Origin of the sequence: Spirosoma foliorum (assembly GCF_014117325.1) — a bacterium.
GTDB classification, from domain to species: Bacteria; Bacteroidota; Bacteroidia; order Cytophagales; family Spirosomataceae; genus Spirosoma; species Spirosoma foliorum.
In genome coordinates, this window is the sequence record NZ_CP059732.1 from 7,126,993 (window position 1) to 7,143,431 (window position 16,439).

Consider the following 16,439-nt stretch of genomic DNA (forward strand, 5'->3'; position numbering starts at 1 on the left):
CTTTTGACCATTTATTTTCATTAATATTTCAGCGCATTACAACCTAAAAGCACAATCAAATGACCTTTATCCAAACCCCAAACGCACCAGTACCCGGTGGCCATTATTCACAGGCTGTTGTTCACAATGGCCTGGCTTATTTATCAGGGATTCTACCTATTACACCAGCAGGACAAAAACTAACGGGAACCACTGTTGCCAAACAGACTGAACAAATACTGGCCAACCTTGATGCCATTTTACAAGCGTCGGGCAGCAAACGAGAGCATGTTATTAAGGTAACCGTTTATATAGCAGACATCGAAGCGTGGGGTACCGTGAATCAATTGTACGCCCAATTTTTCGGTGAACACCGCCCAGCCCGTTCGGTTGTTCCCTGCTCCACCCTGCATTATGGTTTCGGCATTGAACTAGAAGCGATTGCTATTGTTTAACTAAGTATTTATCACCAGATTAAAATTCAATTAAGCTAATCGCAAACAGCTGATTCTTCGTAGGTTTGATAGGTACGGTGTTAGTAATCCGCATGTCTTACGAAGAGTTTATACTAGTTTTTCTGGGCGGAGTTGGTATGATGACGCTGTACATTGGAGCGCAGGCTCTCATGACGGGCGATCGTGCTTATCGTTATTATGCTGCTTATGCTTTTTGCTGGATCATCTACTTTTTTTTCAAAGTAGTCTGGACATTCGGCGATACACGCGTCGAATCGGTGATTTATCCGTTTGGCAGGATCGGTTTCCCGATGCTGGCCTATGTTTTTTATTACCGCTTCGCCGATGCGTTTTTAGACCTGCGCCGATTGCTCCCCCGTATATTCTGGCTGTTTCGCTGGATGGAATACGTGCTGCTAACGTACGTTGCTGCGGAATTAATTAGTTGCCTGTTTTTCAATGACTGGACAAATTCGGCGGCTCACGAATGGGTGCATACAGTCATGCGATTGGGGGTCGCTATTGTATCGGTATATGGCATAACCCAAGCCTGGAAGCAGCGGAATCAGTTGGTTTATTACTTTGTGACGGGCTCTGCGCTGTTGCTCCTTTTCGGGCTCGCGTCAATGGTTCTTTCCTTTACCATGCTTGACGAGAGTGATGAACAATTAATCAGCCCCTTATTTTTTCTCAACATTGGTATTTTACTCGAACTGCTTTGCTTTTCGCTGGGACTAAGCTACAAGAACCAACAAACTGAAATTCAGAAAATTACTATTGAGCAGGAAGTCGTTCGAGAACGGGAGCAACGAGAATTGGCCCAACTCAAAACGCAGTTTTTCACCAATATTTCTCATGAGTTCCGTACACCACTTACGCTGATTTTGGGGCCGTTAACGGATTTATTACAAAACAATCCGACGTATTCTGCCTATCAACTCATGCATCGAAATGCGTCGAGATTATTGGCTTTAGTTAATCAGTTGCTTGATCTGAGTAAGCTAGATGCTGGGCAGTTGCGACCCGATATAAAACCGGGCAATCTCACCGAATGGCTTCGATTGCTCACGGGTTCCTTTTCATCAATGGCCGATAGCCAGACAATCCAATTGTCGTTCATTTCCGAAACCAATTCATTTGATTCGGCCTATTTTGATTGGGATAAGGTTGAGAAAATCATTACTAACCTGTTGGCAAACGCGCTAAAATTTACTCCGTCGGGTGGTGTAGTTCTCGTCCAGTTAGCTGCATCTCCTGACAAACAAGCATTGATTCGGATTCAGGATACGGGAATTGGTATCCCTGCCGATCAACAGGCCCGAATTTTTGAGCGATTTCATCAGGTAGCCAACACACCCTCCAGCAATATAGCCGGAACCGGCATCGGGCTAGCCCTGGTACGTGAGTTGGTAATGGTTTTGAAAGGTTCGATAACCATTGAAAGTCGGGTAGCCCAGGGAACAACGTTTACCGTAACGCTACCCGTCGATGCTGAAACCTGGGCTGATTCGATCAATAGCTCTACAGAGCCTACTACTGACGAAAAAACTGTGCATAGCAACCTCCCGGATTTTGACGCTGCGATACAGCCGTCAAAAGTCGCCGTTGAAGTTAATGACGAAAATCGTACTGAATTACCGCTATTGCTTATCATCGACGATAACGCCGATGTGCGGCAATATATCCATCAGATAATGGCCCCAACCTACCGCGTTATTGAAGCCATGGATGGTCAGGATGGCTTAAAACAAGCGACAGATACGATTCCCGACATTGTCATTTGCGATTGGATGATGCCCATAATGAACGGCGTCGTGTTTTGTCAGACCTTAAAAGCGCAGCCTACCACTGATCACATTCCGGTTATAATGCTCACGGCCAAAGCCACGACCGAAAACCGAATCGAGGGTTTCAGCGGAGGTGCCGATGATTATCTAGCCAAACCTTTTAACCCAGCCGAATTGCGGATTCGGGTCGAGAATCTGCTAACACAACGCCAAAAGCTCCGCGAACGATTTAGCCAGGAGTTATACCTGAAACCAACCAATGTTCAGGTTTCGTCGGCCGAAGAAATTTTTCTGCAAAACGCGATTCGCATCATCGAACATCATTTGGGCGAGAGTTCATTTTCGGCCGAGCAATTCGCCGATGAATTAAACCTGAGCCGGATGCAGCTTCACCGAAAGCTGAAATCGCTGACAAACCAATCGGCAACGGAATTTGTGCGCCATGTTCGCCTGCAACGAGCCGCCGACTTGCTGGCAGCCCGCTCAGCAACAGTCTCCGAAATCGCCTTTACCGTTGGTTTTGAGAGCTTATCGTATTTCTCAAAAAGCTTTAAGGAACAGTTTGGTGTATTGCCAAGTGATTATGAACCGATCACTCAATTAGCCAGCCGAACCGACTGAAACAGAGCTATTTTTATTGGCTGTTACATACCAGCAAAACAATGTTACATGGGCGTTTAGCGCTGGCTGAACCCATAGAGTATGTTTGTGTCTGTCAACTCTGTCATTTTTTAACGACAATGAAAACCTTAATAACACTGTTAATCGCTACGTTATTTGTCAGTCCAGCCTTCGCTCAGTTTGGCAACATTCTTGATCGAGCCGCTAATGCCGCTACCAATCGAGCTAACCAAAAAATCGATCAGGGCATTAATAAAGGCTTGGATAAAGTTGAAGAGGGAGTAAAAAATGGCGGGAAGAAAACGAGCGGAAACGCCCAGGCCCCAACCACCAACCCCGACGACCAGGCAGCCCAGACATCCACATCCTCCGGCAATGGGTCTGCAACGCCAGCCTCTGCTGCTGCTAAAACCGTAAGCATGCGATCGTATGCGAACTACGACTTTGTTCCTGGTAATAAGATCATCTTTGAAGACGACTTCCATACCGATCAGGACGGCGAATTTGCTGAACACTGGGATTTGTTAGGCGGACAGGCAATTCTTAATAAAGTTGGTGATGGGCTGGTCATGAAAATTACCGATGGTAACTATGGGAAAGTTACCCCGTTGATGAAAGAAAAGGCTTATTTACCAAAGGAGTTCACGATTGAGTATGACTATTACCAAACACCAGGTGCTTACGGACTACAATTTTGGTTCGAAGATGCCGAAGGTCGGGAGGTAATTAAGTGTCAGGCAGATCGTGATGGAGCATCGGCCACGTATATGGTTAATGATGAATCCAGAACACTGGCAGGCAGTATGCCCGAAGAAATAAAGTATGCAAACTTTAATGATCGCTGGCACCATGTTGCCTTCATCCTGAAAGGTCGTAGTATCAAAATGTATATCGATCAGTTTAGAGTATTAACAGTGCCCCAAAATACGGCGGTACCCAGCCGTATTATTTTTGGTGGTATTGCTACACAGGAAGAGCCGCTCATGTTCAAAAACCTCCGCATTGCCGAAGGTGGTGGCGCAAACCTGATTGGTGAGAAATTCGGAGAAGGCAAATACATCTCGCACGGTATCAACTTCGATTATGGTAAAGCCATTATCAAGCCCGAAAGCATGGGCGAGATTAACGCCATTTATAAGTTTTTGAGCGAAAACGCGGGATCGAAGTTTGAAGTGGGCGGTTATACCGACGCTGATGGCTCCGATGCCAGCAACCTCACCCTCTCTCAAAAACGCGCCGAAGCCGTTAAAACTCAACTGGTAACGATGGGCGTTGATGCAGGCCGACTAACCGCAAAAGGCTACGGCAAAGCCAAACCTATCGCTGACAATACCACCTTTGATGGCAAAGCCCAGAACCGTCGAGTTGAGTTTGTCAAACTCTAATAATAGACCTATAAGGTTTTTGAAACCTTATAGGTCTATTCAATAACCTTAATCCCAATCTCTTCTCATGAATTTCCGTAAACTACTTCTGGCGGCAACGGGTTTGATCAATGCTACTTCACACTAACCCGTCCGCCCGCCGAATGGGCCGAGAATTCTGGTGCGTAAAAGCATTGCACGGTAGCAACACCTGCCGAGAAATCGCCGGTTTGTGCAACGCGCAGATCATACTCAAAAACGTGCGTTCCAACAGGCAAATAACTCATAAAGAAATCAGTACTCGCGTCCCGGGGCGCTTCATAATAACCTAGCCCATTCTGGTATTTGTAGCCTGACAAAGCCGCTACGGGCTCAAAACCCGACGCGCGACTATCTTTCAGGTGAACGTATTGCATTGTTCGGTCGGTCTTCAGAATCAATCGAACTTTGATCAGATCGCCGGGCTTAAGACTCGTTTTCGCAGTAACTGGCGAGATAATTGGGCCACTCGGCGAATCGTGTTGCACATAGAGCGTTTTCTGAACCGATAAGCCTGCACTTCCCGGCATGACCTTGTCTAGCGGTTCGAAATGCTGCCAGTATAAAGCACCCCAGGCCGGACCATCTGCTTTTTTACTAATTTGAATGACGCCCATTGCTGGCTTGATTTCAGAAGCGGCATAGGTCACCTTTTCATATCCCGTGATTGCATCGGCCTTTGTAACACGATTTTCGATTGGTTGTCCACCCAGGCTAACCTGCGTTGTAACGCCCGTACCCAACCAGTCGCTTCCCCGAAGCAGTAAGGCGTATATGGCCTCGGTCGTTGCTTTGGTCGATGACCAAGATTGCGTTTGCTTCTGACGAAGCAGCCAGCGTTTCATATCGTCTACTTCAGTTAAAACCGGGTTGATCTCACCAAAAGCTTCGATTAGGTATGCCTGTGTTTCAATGGGGGTCTGATACCAGTACAGTCCACTTTGGTTATCCGGCCAGTACATACCCAGCTCTTCAGATTTTCGCGAACGTTCGCGCATTGAGTTTACAATACCGTTCGCCGTTTTTGTATCGCCAAAGCGATTTAATGCCATTGCCGCCAGGGCCTCTCCCTGCAAACTCTGATTTAGCCAGTCGTCCGCTACACGTTTTTTTACGTAGGCCAGCAAGGTTTTATCTACAGGCTTATCCAGATAAAAGCTACGGGCATACAGGTATTGCGTTGCCGAAAAATACCAGGAACCGATTCCGGTATTTTTCTTTTGTTTCTCTGCCTTCTTCTCTTCATCAATCCAGCGTTTCATTTCGGCATCAGCGTAGTGAATGGCGTTGGTTTGCATATCGTTTAACTCCGACTGCATCGCCTTGGGAAACTGGACACCTAATTTCTGTAAATGGCCAAATCCACTCAGAATGTGTAGCGTCATCGAAAAATCCGGCGACATGCCCCCAAACCAGCGAAAGCCGCCCCCGGCCGTTTGTAGTTGCTTCAATTTCTCAAACGCCCTCAATTGTTCGCTCTCCATCCGGTTAGCATCCAGAAGCTGGCCTAGTTTCGCCTGCCGATCACTTTCAGACCGGGCACTAACCAACCAGGGCGAGTTTTCCAGCGATACGGCTCTCAGCTCTTCATTTTTTTCCAGTGGACTTTTAGGCGGGTTCTTCTGCCACTCAGCAATCACTTGTTTAAACACAGGCTTACTACCCACAATGTGCGTTGCTAAACTATTGGCATACAACCGACTGAATAATTGCTCGGCGCATTCGTAGCGGTACTCCATTAAATACGGCAAGGATTGTAGTGCGTACCAGCTCGGGTTGCTTGTTACCTCTACCGTCAATCGCTCATGCTGTACGGGTAACTCTGGATTGAGGCCTGTAAGTGGTTTTAGTTTAAACTCCTTCGTCTCACGGCCATTCACCCAAAATGGCTGTGAGTCTATCACAAGCATCCGATTAGGCAGCACGGGCACCGTAAATTCTTCGCCATCCGTAAACGTACCCGATTGGGCGGTAAAGCGGCAGGTTACGGCATCCAGGTTAGCGGGCACGATCAACGTCCAGCCTACGGATTGTCCTTGTCCAGCAGCCACATTAACCATCGTTTGCGTATTGGTAAGCTTCAATTTCTGATTGACAGGCTCACCAGTAAGGGCATCTAACAGTGTAAGACTTGCTGTTACGGGTAGGGCTTTCTCGCTCAGGTTGTTGATGCGGGCAGTTACCCGAATGGTATCGCCTTCGCGCAGGAATCGGGGCGAGTTGGCCGTAATCATCAACTCTTTCTGTGTAATAATTTCGCGCTCCAGCGTACCTGTTTTCAGGTCTTTCGTGTGGGCAAAGGCCAGCAACCGCCAGCGCGTGAGAGCTTCGGGCATCGTGAATTTCAACACAACCCGCCCCCGATCATCAGTTTTGAGTTGGGGTAAAAAGAAAGCTGTTTCGTTGAAATTCGTACGTGGGTTGATAACTGGCGAAGGAACCGGTTTGGGAGTCGACTCCGTGACAGCAACCCCAGCTACCTTGCCTTGTAGATTAGCCATTCCATCCTGCATAGGAGCCGCCATCCTCGCAACAGCACCTGTTACCGATCGTTTAGCCTGCATGCCATAGCCCACAACAACGACCTCGTTCAATTGTTGTGTATCGGGCGGCAATTGAAATGTCTTGCTCTTGTTGATAACTACTTCCTGAGTAACATAACCAATGTAAGAAAAAATCAACGTAACCGGTTTACTATCCGAATCAACCGTCAAGGAAAACTCACCTTTACTATTTGTAGTAGTACCCACTTTGGTGCCTTTTACCAGAATACTTACCCCCGGAGTTTCTGAACCATCGGTGCTTTTTATGGTACCCTTAATGGTTTTACCATCTCGACGAACCGAGGCCCGGAGTGCATTATCAGCCAATCCAAATGTTCCTATTGGTGCATGTTGAAATGGTCTGTTTCCATAAACGGAGAAGCGATAACCCAGCCAGCTTAACTGGTCATATCGTTTTACTGGCGTGGGCGCTTGCTGGCGATATCGATAGAAAAGCACGTTACTTCCCGACGCATTAAAGCTATAGGATTCCCAATCTCCCCAATACAGTGAATAGGTTTGGTAGACCGATGTTGGCCAGTCGAGTCGGTCGAAGATATCTAACGAGGCATCATACAGTGTAGCAACCATTTCGGCCGGTGCTTTATTTAGCCCGCTAATTTTTAGCGTCCACTCTTCACGCTCACCGGGTTTGAGCTTATTCCGAAAGGTCTGCGTTTCAATCGTAAGCTGTTTATTGGTAAACGGTACTGTAATGATTTGTGATTTCTGATACAGTCGACCGTTTTGAACCATGGCAAAATGTACGGCAAAACCACCCCGTTGTTTTTCAGTTACGGGAAGCGTTACTTTCTTGGGTTGACCGTCGGTTTTGATCCATTCCTGCCGCGCAACAGCGTGATTTTCCTCTACTGTCATCAGTACCCAACCCGGCTGACTATTGCCTACCCAGAAAATGGCGTTTTCTCCAGGTTCAGCAGTGGCTTTCCGGACCTGAAGCCATCCGTCGGGACGAGCCGAAGCGATAGGTCGTTTTTCATCGACGAGCACGAAAAATGCCTGATCGCGTGTGGTGGCACCAGCGGAATCTGTAACGGTTAGTTCAGCTACGTATTCTCCGGCAGCGTACTTAGCCAACTCTGGTTTAAAAACAGAATCGGCTGGCGATATAATAGTTTGCTGTTGAACAACCGCTCCTTTCGGCCACGAGCGTGGGTCGGTTTCGTTGGCGTACAGATCGTTCGGGAATAATTTCTCAAACTCGGCCTGACTCAGAAACTGACGATCGGGACGACTCCATAACCGATTGCGAAGCGGGCGAGTTGGCGGCTGTAGTTTATAAACCGTCAACTGACCTTTGGCAGACACCTTCTCGCCCGATTGGTTCGTAATTTTTATCGGGAACGTCGACGGTTCGTCCTTTTCAATCTGTGCTGGAATTATCAACTCAGCCTGTAACGCCGAATACCCGATCCGAAGCGTTTGTGTGGTACTTCGTGTTTCGCCAGCGCGGTCGGTTACGTCAATGGTCACTTCGAAATCAAAAATTGGATTTCCCTGACGTGATTTTTCGAGATCAGGCAAAGCCGTAAAGGCGATTTTAACGTTCCCGCGCTCATCAGTCTGGGCCGTCCCGTTAGCAATTTCGGTCTGGTTAGATGAACGGGGTCTGTACCACCAGTACCACCGCTCATAAAGCTTACGGACAACCCGATACCGAACGTCGGCCTTATCAACAACTGCTCCCGAATAGGTTTTTGCCTCCGCCGTAACCTTAACGGTTTGGCCTAATTTGAACGACTGTAGAATAGGCTTCGTCTTAACCTCAAAGGTTGGCCGTTTGTATTCTTCAACCCGGACAGTCGTACTCCCGTTATCGGTTTTAAGGGTCATTACACCCGTAAGCCGTCCTACTGGTGCGGTAAACGTGGCCTCGAACGTGCCAAATTCGTTTGTTTTGAGGGTTTGTTCAGCTATCCTTTCGCCATTTTGATCGCGGAATTCAACCTCGACCTCTTCATTGGCCACAACACCGAATTGATTTGATTTGCCATTATACAACAACCCTTTTACGTAGATCAATTGGCCCGGTCGATAAATTGCCCGATCCGTAAATAGCTTAGTATACGTTCTCGATTCCTCTCCGTCGCGATCGCGATTGTATTGATAATGATAGTGTTGATCACTGATCAATGTGTCGGCTCCAACGGCAATCTGATAATAAAACCGGTTCTGCGTGGGCAACTGGATAAACGGTATTTTAGCCTCGCCATCTATACTCGTTACAAACGATCCTTTTCTTCCTGACGAAACGTTTTCATTAGACGTCATCAATGCAACCGACGCATTTTTTATCGGTTCACCCGTCAGTCGATTCATGACAAACAGCGCTTGTGACGAATCATCCATGTTATCTGGTGAGAGGAAATAACTCAACGTCGATACGGTGAAGTAATCATATTGAACCGATTCGGGCTTATCCTGAAATTTATCATCGGCTGTCGTCAGCAACAGGTAATGACCGATGGGCAAACCCGTCAGTGGAATTTCGACCGAATGACTTTGCAAGTCACCATCATCGGGAAGTACAACCGTGTTTTCAGCGACTTTCGCGCGCTTTAGCCACTTATTGAGTACTTTCTTCCGTTTTTCTTCATCATTTCCTAACAGATTGAGATCAGTCTGCCTTTCGGAAGTGGTTACTGACACAATCCGATACAAAATTTTCGGTACATTCTGGTATGTCACAAAGGCACGAAACGGTTGCTTTGGCGCATTAACACCCTCAATCTGAATCGAAAAAGTGGCCTGTAGCAGCTGCTCCAGAAGTTGGGCGGCTTTCTGGGAGGCAAAAGTTTTCGGATAGCGTTTAATTAAGTCCCGGCAGATATCAGCAGCTTGCTTATTATTCCAGCGCGACGGATTAGGTTTAGCAGGCTCCGATGTCGGTTCATCACTATCGTCTAGCGGACGAACAGGATTACCATAATTTGTCAAAAACTCAGCCAGTTGGTACGCATAAACGGCTTCGGTTGGCTGGTTTTTGAATCGGGTAATCTGACCTTCAAGGATTTTACGGTAAAGTGAATCCTTGTTTGGAACAACACTGTACTGATGCACAAATGACAATCGCAAAACATCGGCATCTGCCAGCGCATCTGGCTGGTTATCAGAAAGATGAAAAGCCAGTAATTGTTGATAGAGTAATAAGGCCTGATAACGGCCCGATAGCGAGTCGCGACTTTGAATCGGCAGTTTTGTAAATACGGCTGGCTCTGCCAGATAATCGGGCTGATCTAATTCGAATTTAAACGTTGGTTTCAATAAGTCTGGCTCCGTATTCTGAAAGAAACCAATCGCCCGGTGCGCCAGCAAATCATAAAGCGTTGGGCGAAGCGGACGCGTATCGGCATCGCCTTTATCAAGCAGCACATCGAAAGCGGCAATGGGCGTATTTTGCAGAATAGTTTTCTCCTGAACAGAGGCCAGGTAAGCCGCTGTAATCGCTTCCATTAAATGATGGGCATCCCAGGTTCTGAAATCTGTCAGCGTATCCGACGACGTTGCCTGATTATCAGCGTTAGATGGTGTAACCGTCTTTCCTACTGCGCCCCGGCTTACCGTGGCGCGATTATAAAATTTGTAGCGATTTTGCTGAAAATATTGCCAGTAAATATCCGCCATCACCGATTGTAACACCGACTTTGCAGGTTCGGGCGTCTCCCGTATATCATCTTTCAGCGATTCGACCAATTTCACATAGGCATCTTCATCTGAATAGCTCCGAAAAATCATCCGGGCCATTGCGGCCTTAGCTACCTGCGGGTAATTCTTTTGTTCTTTAGCCTCGGCATAAATTCGGGTGGCAATTTCCATCGCCGATTTTGGCAATCCTCTGGACGCCAACGAGTCAGCGCGTCGCCAGTCTCGGGCATAGTCGGATTGTGGCTTAGGTTGTTCTGGTGCGGCCAAGGTAAATAGGGCTATAAAAAGTGTCAGGAACTGGTGCATAATTGATATTGAGAAGCAATCGTTGGGATAGATGACCAGCGTGCTGTTTTTTCACAACGTTTGTCACTATGACTCTGGTTTAGTGGAAAGGGTTTAATCGTGTTCATGCAGTATATTTAAGCCTTACCTATTAGCCAACTTCAATCTTATGCCAAACGTCTTACTCTTCATCGCTTACCTTTTTGCCTTATCCAATTCACCAAAGCCCGAAAAAACGTATCCAATCGGGCAGATTAAAACGAATAAAGGCGAGATACTTTTCTGGCTGTATGACGAAACGCCCAATCACAAGGCGAGTTTTATGAAGCTGGCGAATCAGAACTATTGGGACACGCTCACCTTCAATCGAGTTATTACTAATTTCGTTGCGCAGGGTGGCTGCCCTGATACGCCAGCAGGTTTTGCCGATTCGCCTTATCTACTGAAACCAGAATTCAGACCAACTATCCGGCACATCTATGGAGCAGTCGGTGCCGGACGTGATAATAACCCGCAAATGCTCTCGGCGGGCTGTCAATTTTATATCGTGCAAAACAAAAAAGGTGAACATCGGCTCGACGATAAATTCACCGTATTTGGGCAGGTGTTTAAAGGTATGGAGGTAGTCGATGCGATTGTTGCCGTTAAAACCGATTCTACTGATACACCCTTATCACCCATTAAGCTGGATGTGAACGTCCTTAACCTCAGCGCGACTGAATTGAAAAAGCTGGGGTATGTGATTAAAGAGTAGTTCAACAAATCATTCCATGACTCCGTGATGTCAGATGCTCACATCTGACATTTTAGGTTTCTCAAAACCTAACGGTGCGAACAGTAGGTTTTGAGAAACCTAAAAGTGTCGGTTATTAGTAACCGACACCACAGCAAACTTCTATGCTTTACTGTTTCAACAAAAACGCCGTTAAATCAGCCAGTTGCTGATTCGATAAACCCATTGCTGTTGGGTCAGGCATGAGGCTGGTTTTATATTGTTTGCGGGAGAAAATAGCATCGGCAGGAATCGTGTGTTTGGGTCCTTTTATGCCTCTGATAACAACGGCCTGCTCGTTGTCGCTGACTAAAAAACCGTAATAGGTATTCCCCTTTTTCGTCGTGATTAGCCAGGGTTCGTAGCCGAAAGCAATACCTGCATTCGGGTGAATGATGGCATCCAACAAGCCGTTTTTATCGAATTTCTGATGAATCTGCGTCAGTTCTGGGCCAACGTCGGCTCCGAATTCACCGTGCCGATGGCAGGTAGCACAGTTGGCTTTGAAAATCGTTAGGCCATTTTGCCCATCGCCCGTTAGCATAGCAACCTGAGCAATGGCGGGGTCGGAACTACTGGCAGTTGCCAGCACAACAGGAGCCGTAGGGGTAGCAGCTGGAGTCGGAGTCGGAACTGACGTTGGGGTTGAAGGCGCAGCCTGCAAGGGAGCAGGTTCAACAGCAGTAGACTCTTTTGCTACGACCACTTCAGGTTTGGGCAAGAAATATTCTTTCGCCATTGTCCGAACGGTCTGATCGGAATTTTTCATAATCGTTGGCGCAACCGCCTTTATTAATTTATCCGAGAGCTTTTTATCGGCGGCCAGCCCAACCAAGATTTTGCCACCTTCAGCGTCACGGGCCATTTCCAGGGCGACTCTCCGTTTTTCGGCATCGGTCTTGTATTCGTCCAAGAGCACCTGCCGATTGGTTAGCATCTTCTGTTCCTCGTCCGACACCTTGGTTGGCATCACTTCGTCCCAATTCAGGAATTTGGCCCAGTCGTTACCGCGTCGGAAATTCAGCCAGTACAACGCTTGTTCAGCCACCTCTTTATCGGCTGATTTCGACAGCTCAGCCATTGCCTTAGCAGCTGCTTCGCTTTTAATAAAACCTACCGTAACAATCGCCTGCTTTCGGGCGTCAGCTGTCAGGGACGAAGCCTCAGCTCGTTTTTTTAGCATAGTCACAGCCGATGGTGGATGTAACTCCCAAACGAGATTTGCCGTTTTCTGATCCCAATCGACTGGATTTTCGGGCATGGTTTGGCGAAGGTTGAAGAACAAAGCTTCCTCCTTCCCATCTGCCGCTTTCCCCAGTGCATCCAGATACCACCGATCCTGACCGTCGTAACCTTTCACTAAATTCATCAGCATAAACCGGCATTCGTCATAAGGAACATCACGTAAGGCAATCGCCACTTCCCGACGCACTGCAGGACTGCGATCCGTTGCCAGATTCCCCAACAGTGGCAACAACGCCTTTTGAGAAGCCGTCAACGCCTGAATGGATTTAGAGTTTTCGGGCGTTATACTGCGCAAGGCCCGAAGTGCCGCAACACGGACAGGTGCATCAACCGCTTTTAAGAGTCGTTCTACTTCAAATTGCCCTTCGGCACCGAGCTGAGCCAGCAGAAAAATCGCTCTTGCTCGATAAAACTGATTGGGAGAGGAAAGCAAGGCCATAACGGGCTCAATGACCTTTTCGCCCTGTTCGCGCAAGGCTTCAAAGCCTAGCATTCGCACGTTAACGGCCGGATTCAGAAGTGCCGCAATCTGGCCCTGGGTTGTTCGAAGATCAATTTTCGGCGCTTTTAGGTTCTTGCCTTTAGGCGTTATGCGATAAATCCGCCCGTAGCCTTTGTGATCCTGCATTTGGTGACCTCCTACAATTGGGTCGTACCAATCGGCAATGTAAATAGCACCATCTGTACCAACCGCAACATCGCTCGGCCTGAACCATTTACGCGTATCATTTTCGACGGCATCCCATTTGTAGTTCGGATCAACTTCGGGAAACGAGCTGATGAAATCGGTGCGCGGAAGCCGATAACCCGCCCCCATCGGCTCTGGCTTGTAGCCAAAAATCACATTACGTCCAGCCTCGGCACTGAGCAGCATACCCCGATATTGTGGCCCGAGTTCGTCACCTTCGTACATGACCATCCCCGTAGGCGAACCCGCACCTGTAATGTCACCGGAAGGCATAACACCCGGATCTTCCTGGTGCCAGTGGGCGGTTGGAACCGTCTGACCGGGCCGTTGATCGCCCTGCCAGTAGCGGGTACCATCGCTACTGAAATAGCCCGCATTGGCACCTTCCATTAACCAGCTTGTGCGGCAGGCAACCACCTGGTCGTCGTTATCATTTTGCCACATGTTGCCGTATGAATCCAGCGCGGTTTCGTAGTTGTTCCGAAAATTGTGCGCCATTACTTTCAGGCCCGAGCCATCTGGATTGACACGCAAGGCCATTCCGCCCGTCCAGACCCGGCCATCGTCGCTAACCTGGTTACCCCGGTTCTGTTTATTGTAAGGCGTCCCGCCTACGTACAAACTGCCTGAACGCAATGTCCAGCCTTCGGTATCAGTAACTACGTGTGGGCCAGCATTTCCAGTATTGAAATAATACTTCCCGTCGGGTCCGGCAACGACTGCATGGAGCGAGTGATCGTGATCTACTCCTCCGAAACCCGTCAGCATAATTTCCTTTTTATCGGCTTTATCGTCGCCGTTCTCATCGGTATAGATAATGAGATTGGGTGAGGCCGAAACGACAACTCGATTACCAATGACCGCAATTCCCATAGGCGACACCAGATCAGGGTCGGTTACAAAGACTTTGCTATCATCGGCTTTGCCATCGCCATTGGTATCTTCCAGAATTACGATACGCTCCCCTTCTGGGTGATTCAGTCGGCTTTCGGGCTTATTATTGAATTTTCGATAGTTAACGGCTTCCGTGATCCAAACCCGACCTCGGGCATCGATGTCCATATTGGTCGGGTTGTAAAACATGGGGGCTTCAGCCCAGAGCGTCGCTTCAAGATCGTTGGGGAGATAAAGTGTGTTTGAATCGGCCACCGTCGCAATGTGTCGGTGCGGATTTTGCTCGAAATCTGAAGACAGATTCAGTTGTGAATTTGATTGGAACGTTTGCCCCGCCAGATACAAAAAACCGACTGTAGTGAGCGCGAAAGGATTCAGCGAAAAGATTGTTTTCATTCGTTACTTACTTCAGGTTCCAAGTTTAACGTTTCATGTTCCAGGTTGGGGGCTAGAATGATTTGGCGTCAGCCAACCTGGAACATGAAACCTTAAACTTGAAACAATAAAAATCAACTAAACAGAGTTCTAACCGTCTTATTATTATCAATATAACTTTCCAGCATCGGCTTACCCTTCGGAACAGCTCCTTCAATTTGCAGCCAGCCGGTATAGCCAATTTCATCTATCACTTGCCTAACCTTCGACAAATCCACAATTCCCTGACCAAGCAAATGCTCGTTTTCTTTTAGGTGGATTTCGCAGATATGGTTTTTACCAAGTGTACGAATTCCGTCAAAAATAGGATAACCCATTACAGAAGAATTACAGACATCGTAATAAACCTGGATTGCTGGCGAACCCACGGCATCCAGAATAGCCATATGTTCGGCCGCCGATAGCCAGGATTCGATACCCAGAACAACGCCCGCCTTTTCGGCTTTGGGGGCAACCGCTTTCAACCGATCAATCACAACCTGGGTTCCTTTTGGATCGTTACGCAGATCATTATTGCTAAAAAAAGCCAGCAACACGTTTTTTACGCCCAACGAATGAGCCACGTCTACGCTATCCTGCACCCATTGCTCCGTCCGGGGATCTGATTTATAAGGTATTTCATTCAGCAAACCGATAGCCAAACCGCCAATGGCAACGCCTGCCTGTTTGGCCGCATAGTTGAAAGCGCGCTGCGTTTCGGGACGCCGTAGATGTTCGTGGTCGGCTTTTGTGTTTAAGCTAAGCTGTACACCATCCAGCCCAATTTGCTTAGCCACTTTAAATGAATTTATATCGCCCGCCGGACCAATTGACCAATCGCAGGCACCAATTTTGAACCGACTTTTAGTTAAAACTGGGTAAGTCATGCCTGGATACAGTAAGGTAGACAAACCGATACCCAATGAGTAACGCAATGCATTACGACGCTTCATACATTCTTATTCGCTAAGGGAGTTTACCAAAGGTACGTATCTATAAAACATCAAGCATTAATTATCGTAGAACGTATATAATTGTAATAAGAAAATAGTTTTTTTTATGCGCGCTTCCAACTGTTTGGTAGTGAGTACGGTCATAGGGTTGTCAACGTTGCTATGCAGGATGAATACCAATTAGTCGAAGGATGCCGACGGCAGGACCGGATTGTGCAGCGACAGCTCTATGAGCGGTTTGCCGGGAAGCTCTTTGTCGTTTGCAAACGATACATCAAAGATCCTGACGAAGCTGAAGATGTATTACAGGATTCGTTTATAAAGGTTTATCAGCACATCGACTCCTTCCGGTTCGAATGTCCGCTGGAAGCCTGGCTAAAACGGATCGTGATCAATACGGCGTTGAAGTTTTTGCGAAAACAAAAGCCCTGGGAACATACCAGCGATGTGCAGGAATTGGCCCCAGTGCTACCCCAGGCCGACGAAAGTTTGCCTGCGCTGAATTATAAATATTTGCTTCAACTGATTCAGGAACTTCCTCCCGGTTGCCGCACCGTGTTTAACTTATACGCAATTGAAGGTTATAACCATCCCGAAATTGCCGAGTTACTCGACATTGCCGAAGGAACATCTAAATCACAATATGCCCGCGCCAGAAATCTACTGCAACAAAAACTACAAGCTGATAAACGATTTGCAGATGGGTATCCTGCCGAAGGACACTCGTGAAGAAT

At 47.6% G+C, this 16,439-nt stretch carries 8 protein-coding genes; 5 read left to right on the forward strand and 3 right to left on the reverse strand.

Going from position 1 to position 16,439, the window contains the following annotated elements:
- Window positions 1–59: 59 nt before the first annotated feature.
- From H3H32_RS29960 to H3H32_RS29970, 3 genes are all read left to right on the forward strand, one after another.
- A complete protein-coding gene (locus tag H3H32_RS29960; RefSeq protein ID WP_182459388.1) occupies window positions 60–434 on the forward strand; it encodes a RidA family protein in 375 nt (124 codons plus the stop codon).
- Between the two features lie 92 nt (window positions 435–526).
- On the forward strand, window positions 527–2,842 hold the full coding sequence (locus tag H3H32_RS29965; RefSeq protein ID WP_182459389.1) for an ATP-binding protein: 2,316 nt from the start codon (window positions 527–529) through the stop codon (window positions 2,840–2,842).
- A 119-nt stretch (window positions 2,843–2,961) separates the two neighbouring features.
- Entirely contained in the window at window positions 2,962–4,227 is a 1,266-nt protein-coding gene (locus tag H3H32_RS29970; protein WP_182459390.1) for an OmpA family protein, read from the forward strand.
- A gap of 113 nt (window positions 4,228–4,340) precedes the next feature.
- Here H3H32_RS29970 and H3H32_RS29975 read toward each other — a convergent pair whose 3' ends face one another.
- The gene (locus tag H3H32_RS29975) at window positions 4,341–10,760 is read right to left on the reverse strand and encodes an alpha-2-macroglobulin family protein (RefSeq protein WP_182459391.1); all 6,420 of its coding nucleotides are present in this window, start codon (window positions 10,758–10,760) and stop codon (window positions 4,341–4,343) included.
- 148 nt (window positions 10,761–10,908) lie between these two features.
- Here H3H32_RS29975 and H3H32_RS29980 point away from each other — a divergent pair, with 148 nt between their 5' ends.
- Complete coding sequence (locus H3H32_RS29980) at window positions 10,909–11,493, forward strand: peptidylprolyl isomerase (protein ID WP_182459392.1); 585 nt, start codon at window positions 10,909–10,911, stop codon at window positions 11,491–11,493.
- Window positions 11,494–11,641: 148 nt separating this feature from the next.
- Here the strand turns inward: H3H32_RS29980 and H3H32_RS29985 are convergent, their stop codons facing one another.
- Together H3H32_RS29985 and H3H32_RS29990 are read right to left on the reverse strand one after the other, a co-directional pair.
- Entirely contained in the window at window positions 11,642–14,734 is a 3,093-nt protein-coding gene (locus H3H32_RS29985; protein WP_182459393.1) for a PVC-type heme-binding CxxCH protein, read from the reverse strand.
- Between the two features lie 113 nt (window positions 14,735–14,847).
- Window positions 14,848–15,705, reverse strand: a complete 858-nt coding sequence (locus H3H32_RS29990; RefSeq protein ID WP_182459394.1) for a sugar phosphate isomerase/epimerase family protein — start codon at window positions 15,703–15,705, stop codon at window positions 14,848–14,850.
- 162 nt (window positions 15,706–15,867) lie between these two features.
- Here H3H32_RS29990 and H3H32_RS29995 point away from each other — a divergent pair, with 162 nt between their 5' ends.
- A complete protein-coding gene (locus H3H32_RS29995) occupies window positions 15,868–16,434 on the forward strand; it encodes an RNA polymerase sigma factor (protein WP_182459395.1) in 567 nt (188 codons plus the stop codon).
- The last annotated feature ends 5 nt before the right edge of the window (window positions 16,435–16,439 follow it).

Bases quoted from the DNA above. Each gene is read 5' to 3' on its own strand.
- H3H32_RS29960 (WP_182459388.1), top strand. From the start codon at position 60: ATGACCTTTATCCAAACCCCAAACGCACCAGTACCCGGTGGCCATTAT.
- H3H32_RS29965 (WP_182459389.1), top strand. From the start codon at position 527: ATGTCTTACGAAGAGTTTATACTAGTTTTTCTGGGCGGAGTTGGTATG.
- H3H32_RS29970 (WP_182459390.1), top strand. From the start codon at position 2,962: ATGAAAACCTTAATAACACTGTTAATCGCTACGTTATTTGTCAGTCCA.
- H3H32_RS29975 (WP_182459391.1), bottom strand. From the start codon at position 10,760: ATGCACCAGTTCCTGACACTTTTTATAGCCCTATTTACCTTGGCCGCA.
- H3H32_RS29980 (WP_182459392.1), top strand. From the start codon at position 10,909: ATGCCAAACGTCTTACTCTTCATCGCTTACCTTTTTGCCTTATCCAAT.
- H3H32_RS29985 (WP_182459393.1), bottom strand. From the start codon at position 14,734: ATGAAAACAATCTTTTCGCTGAATCCTTTCGCGCTCACTACAGTCGGT.
- H3H32_RS29990 (WP_182459394.1), bottom strand. From the start codon at position 15,705: ATGAAGCGTCGTAATGCATTGCGTTACTCATTGGGTATCGGTTTGTCT.
- H3H32_RS29995 (WP_182459395.1), top strand. From the start codon at position 15,868: ATGCAGGATGAATACCAATTAGTCGAAGGATGCCGACGGCAGGACCGG.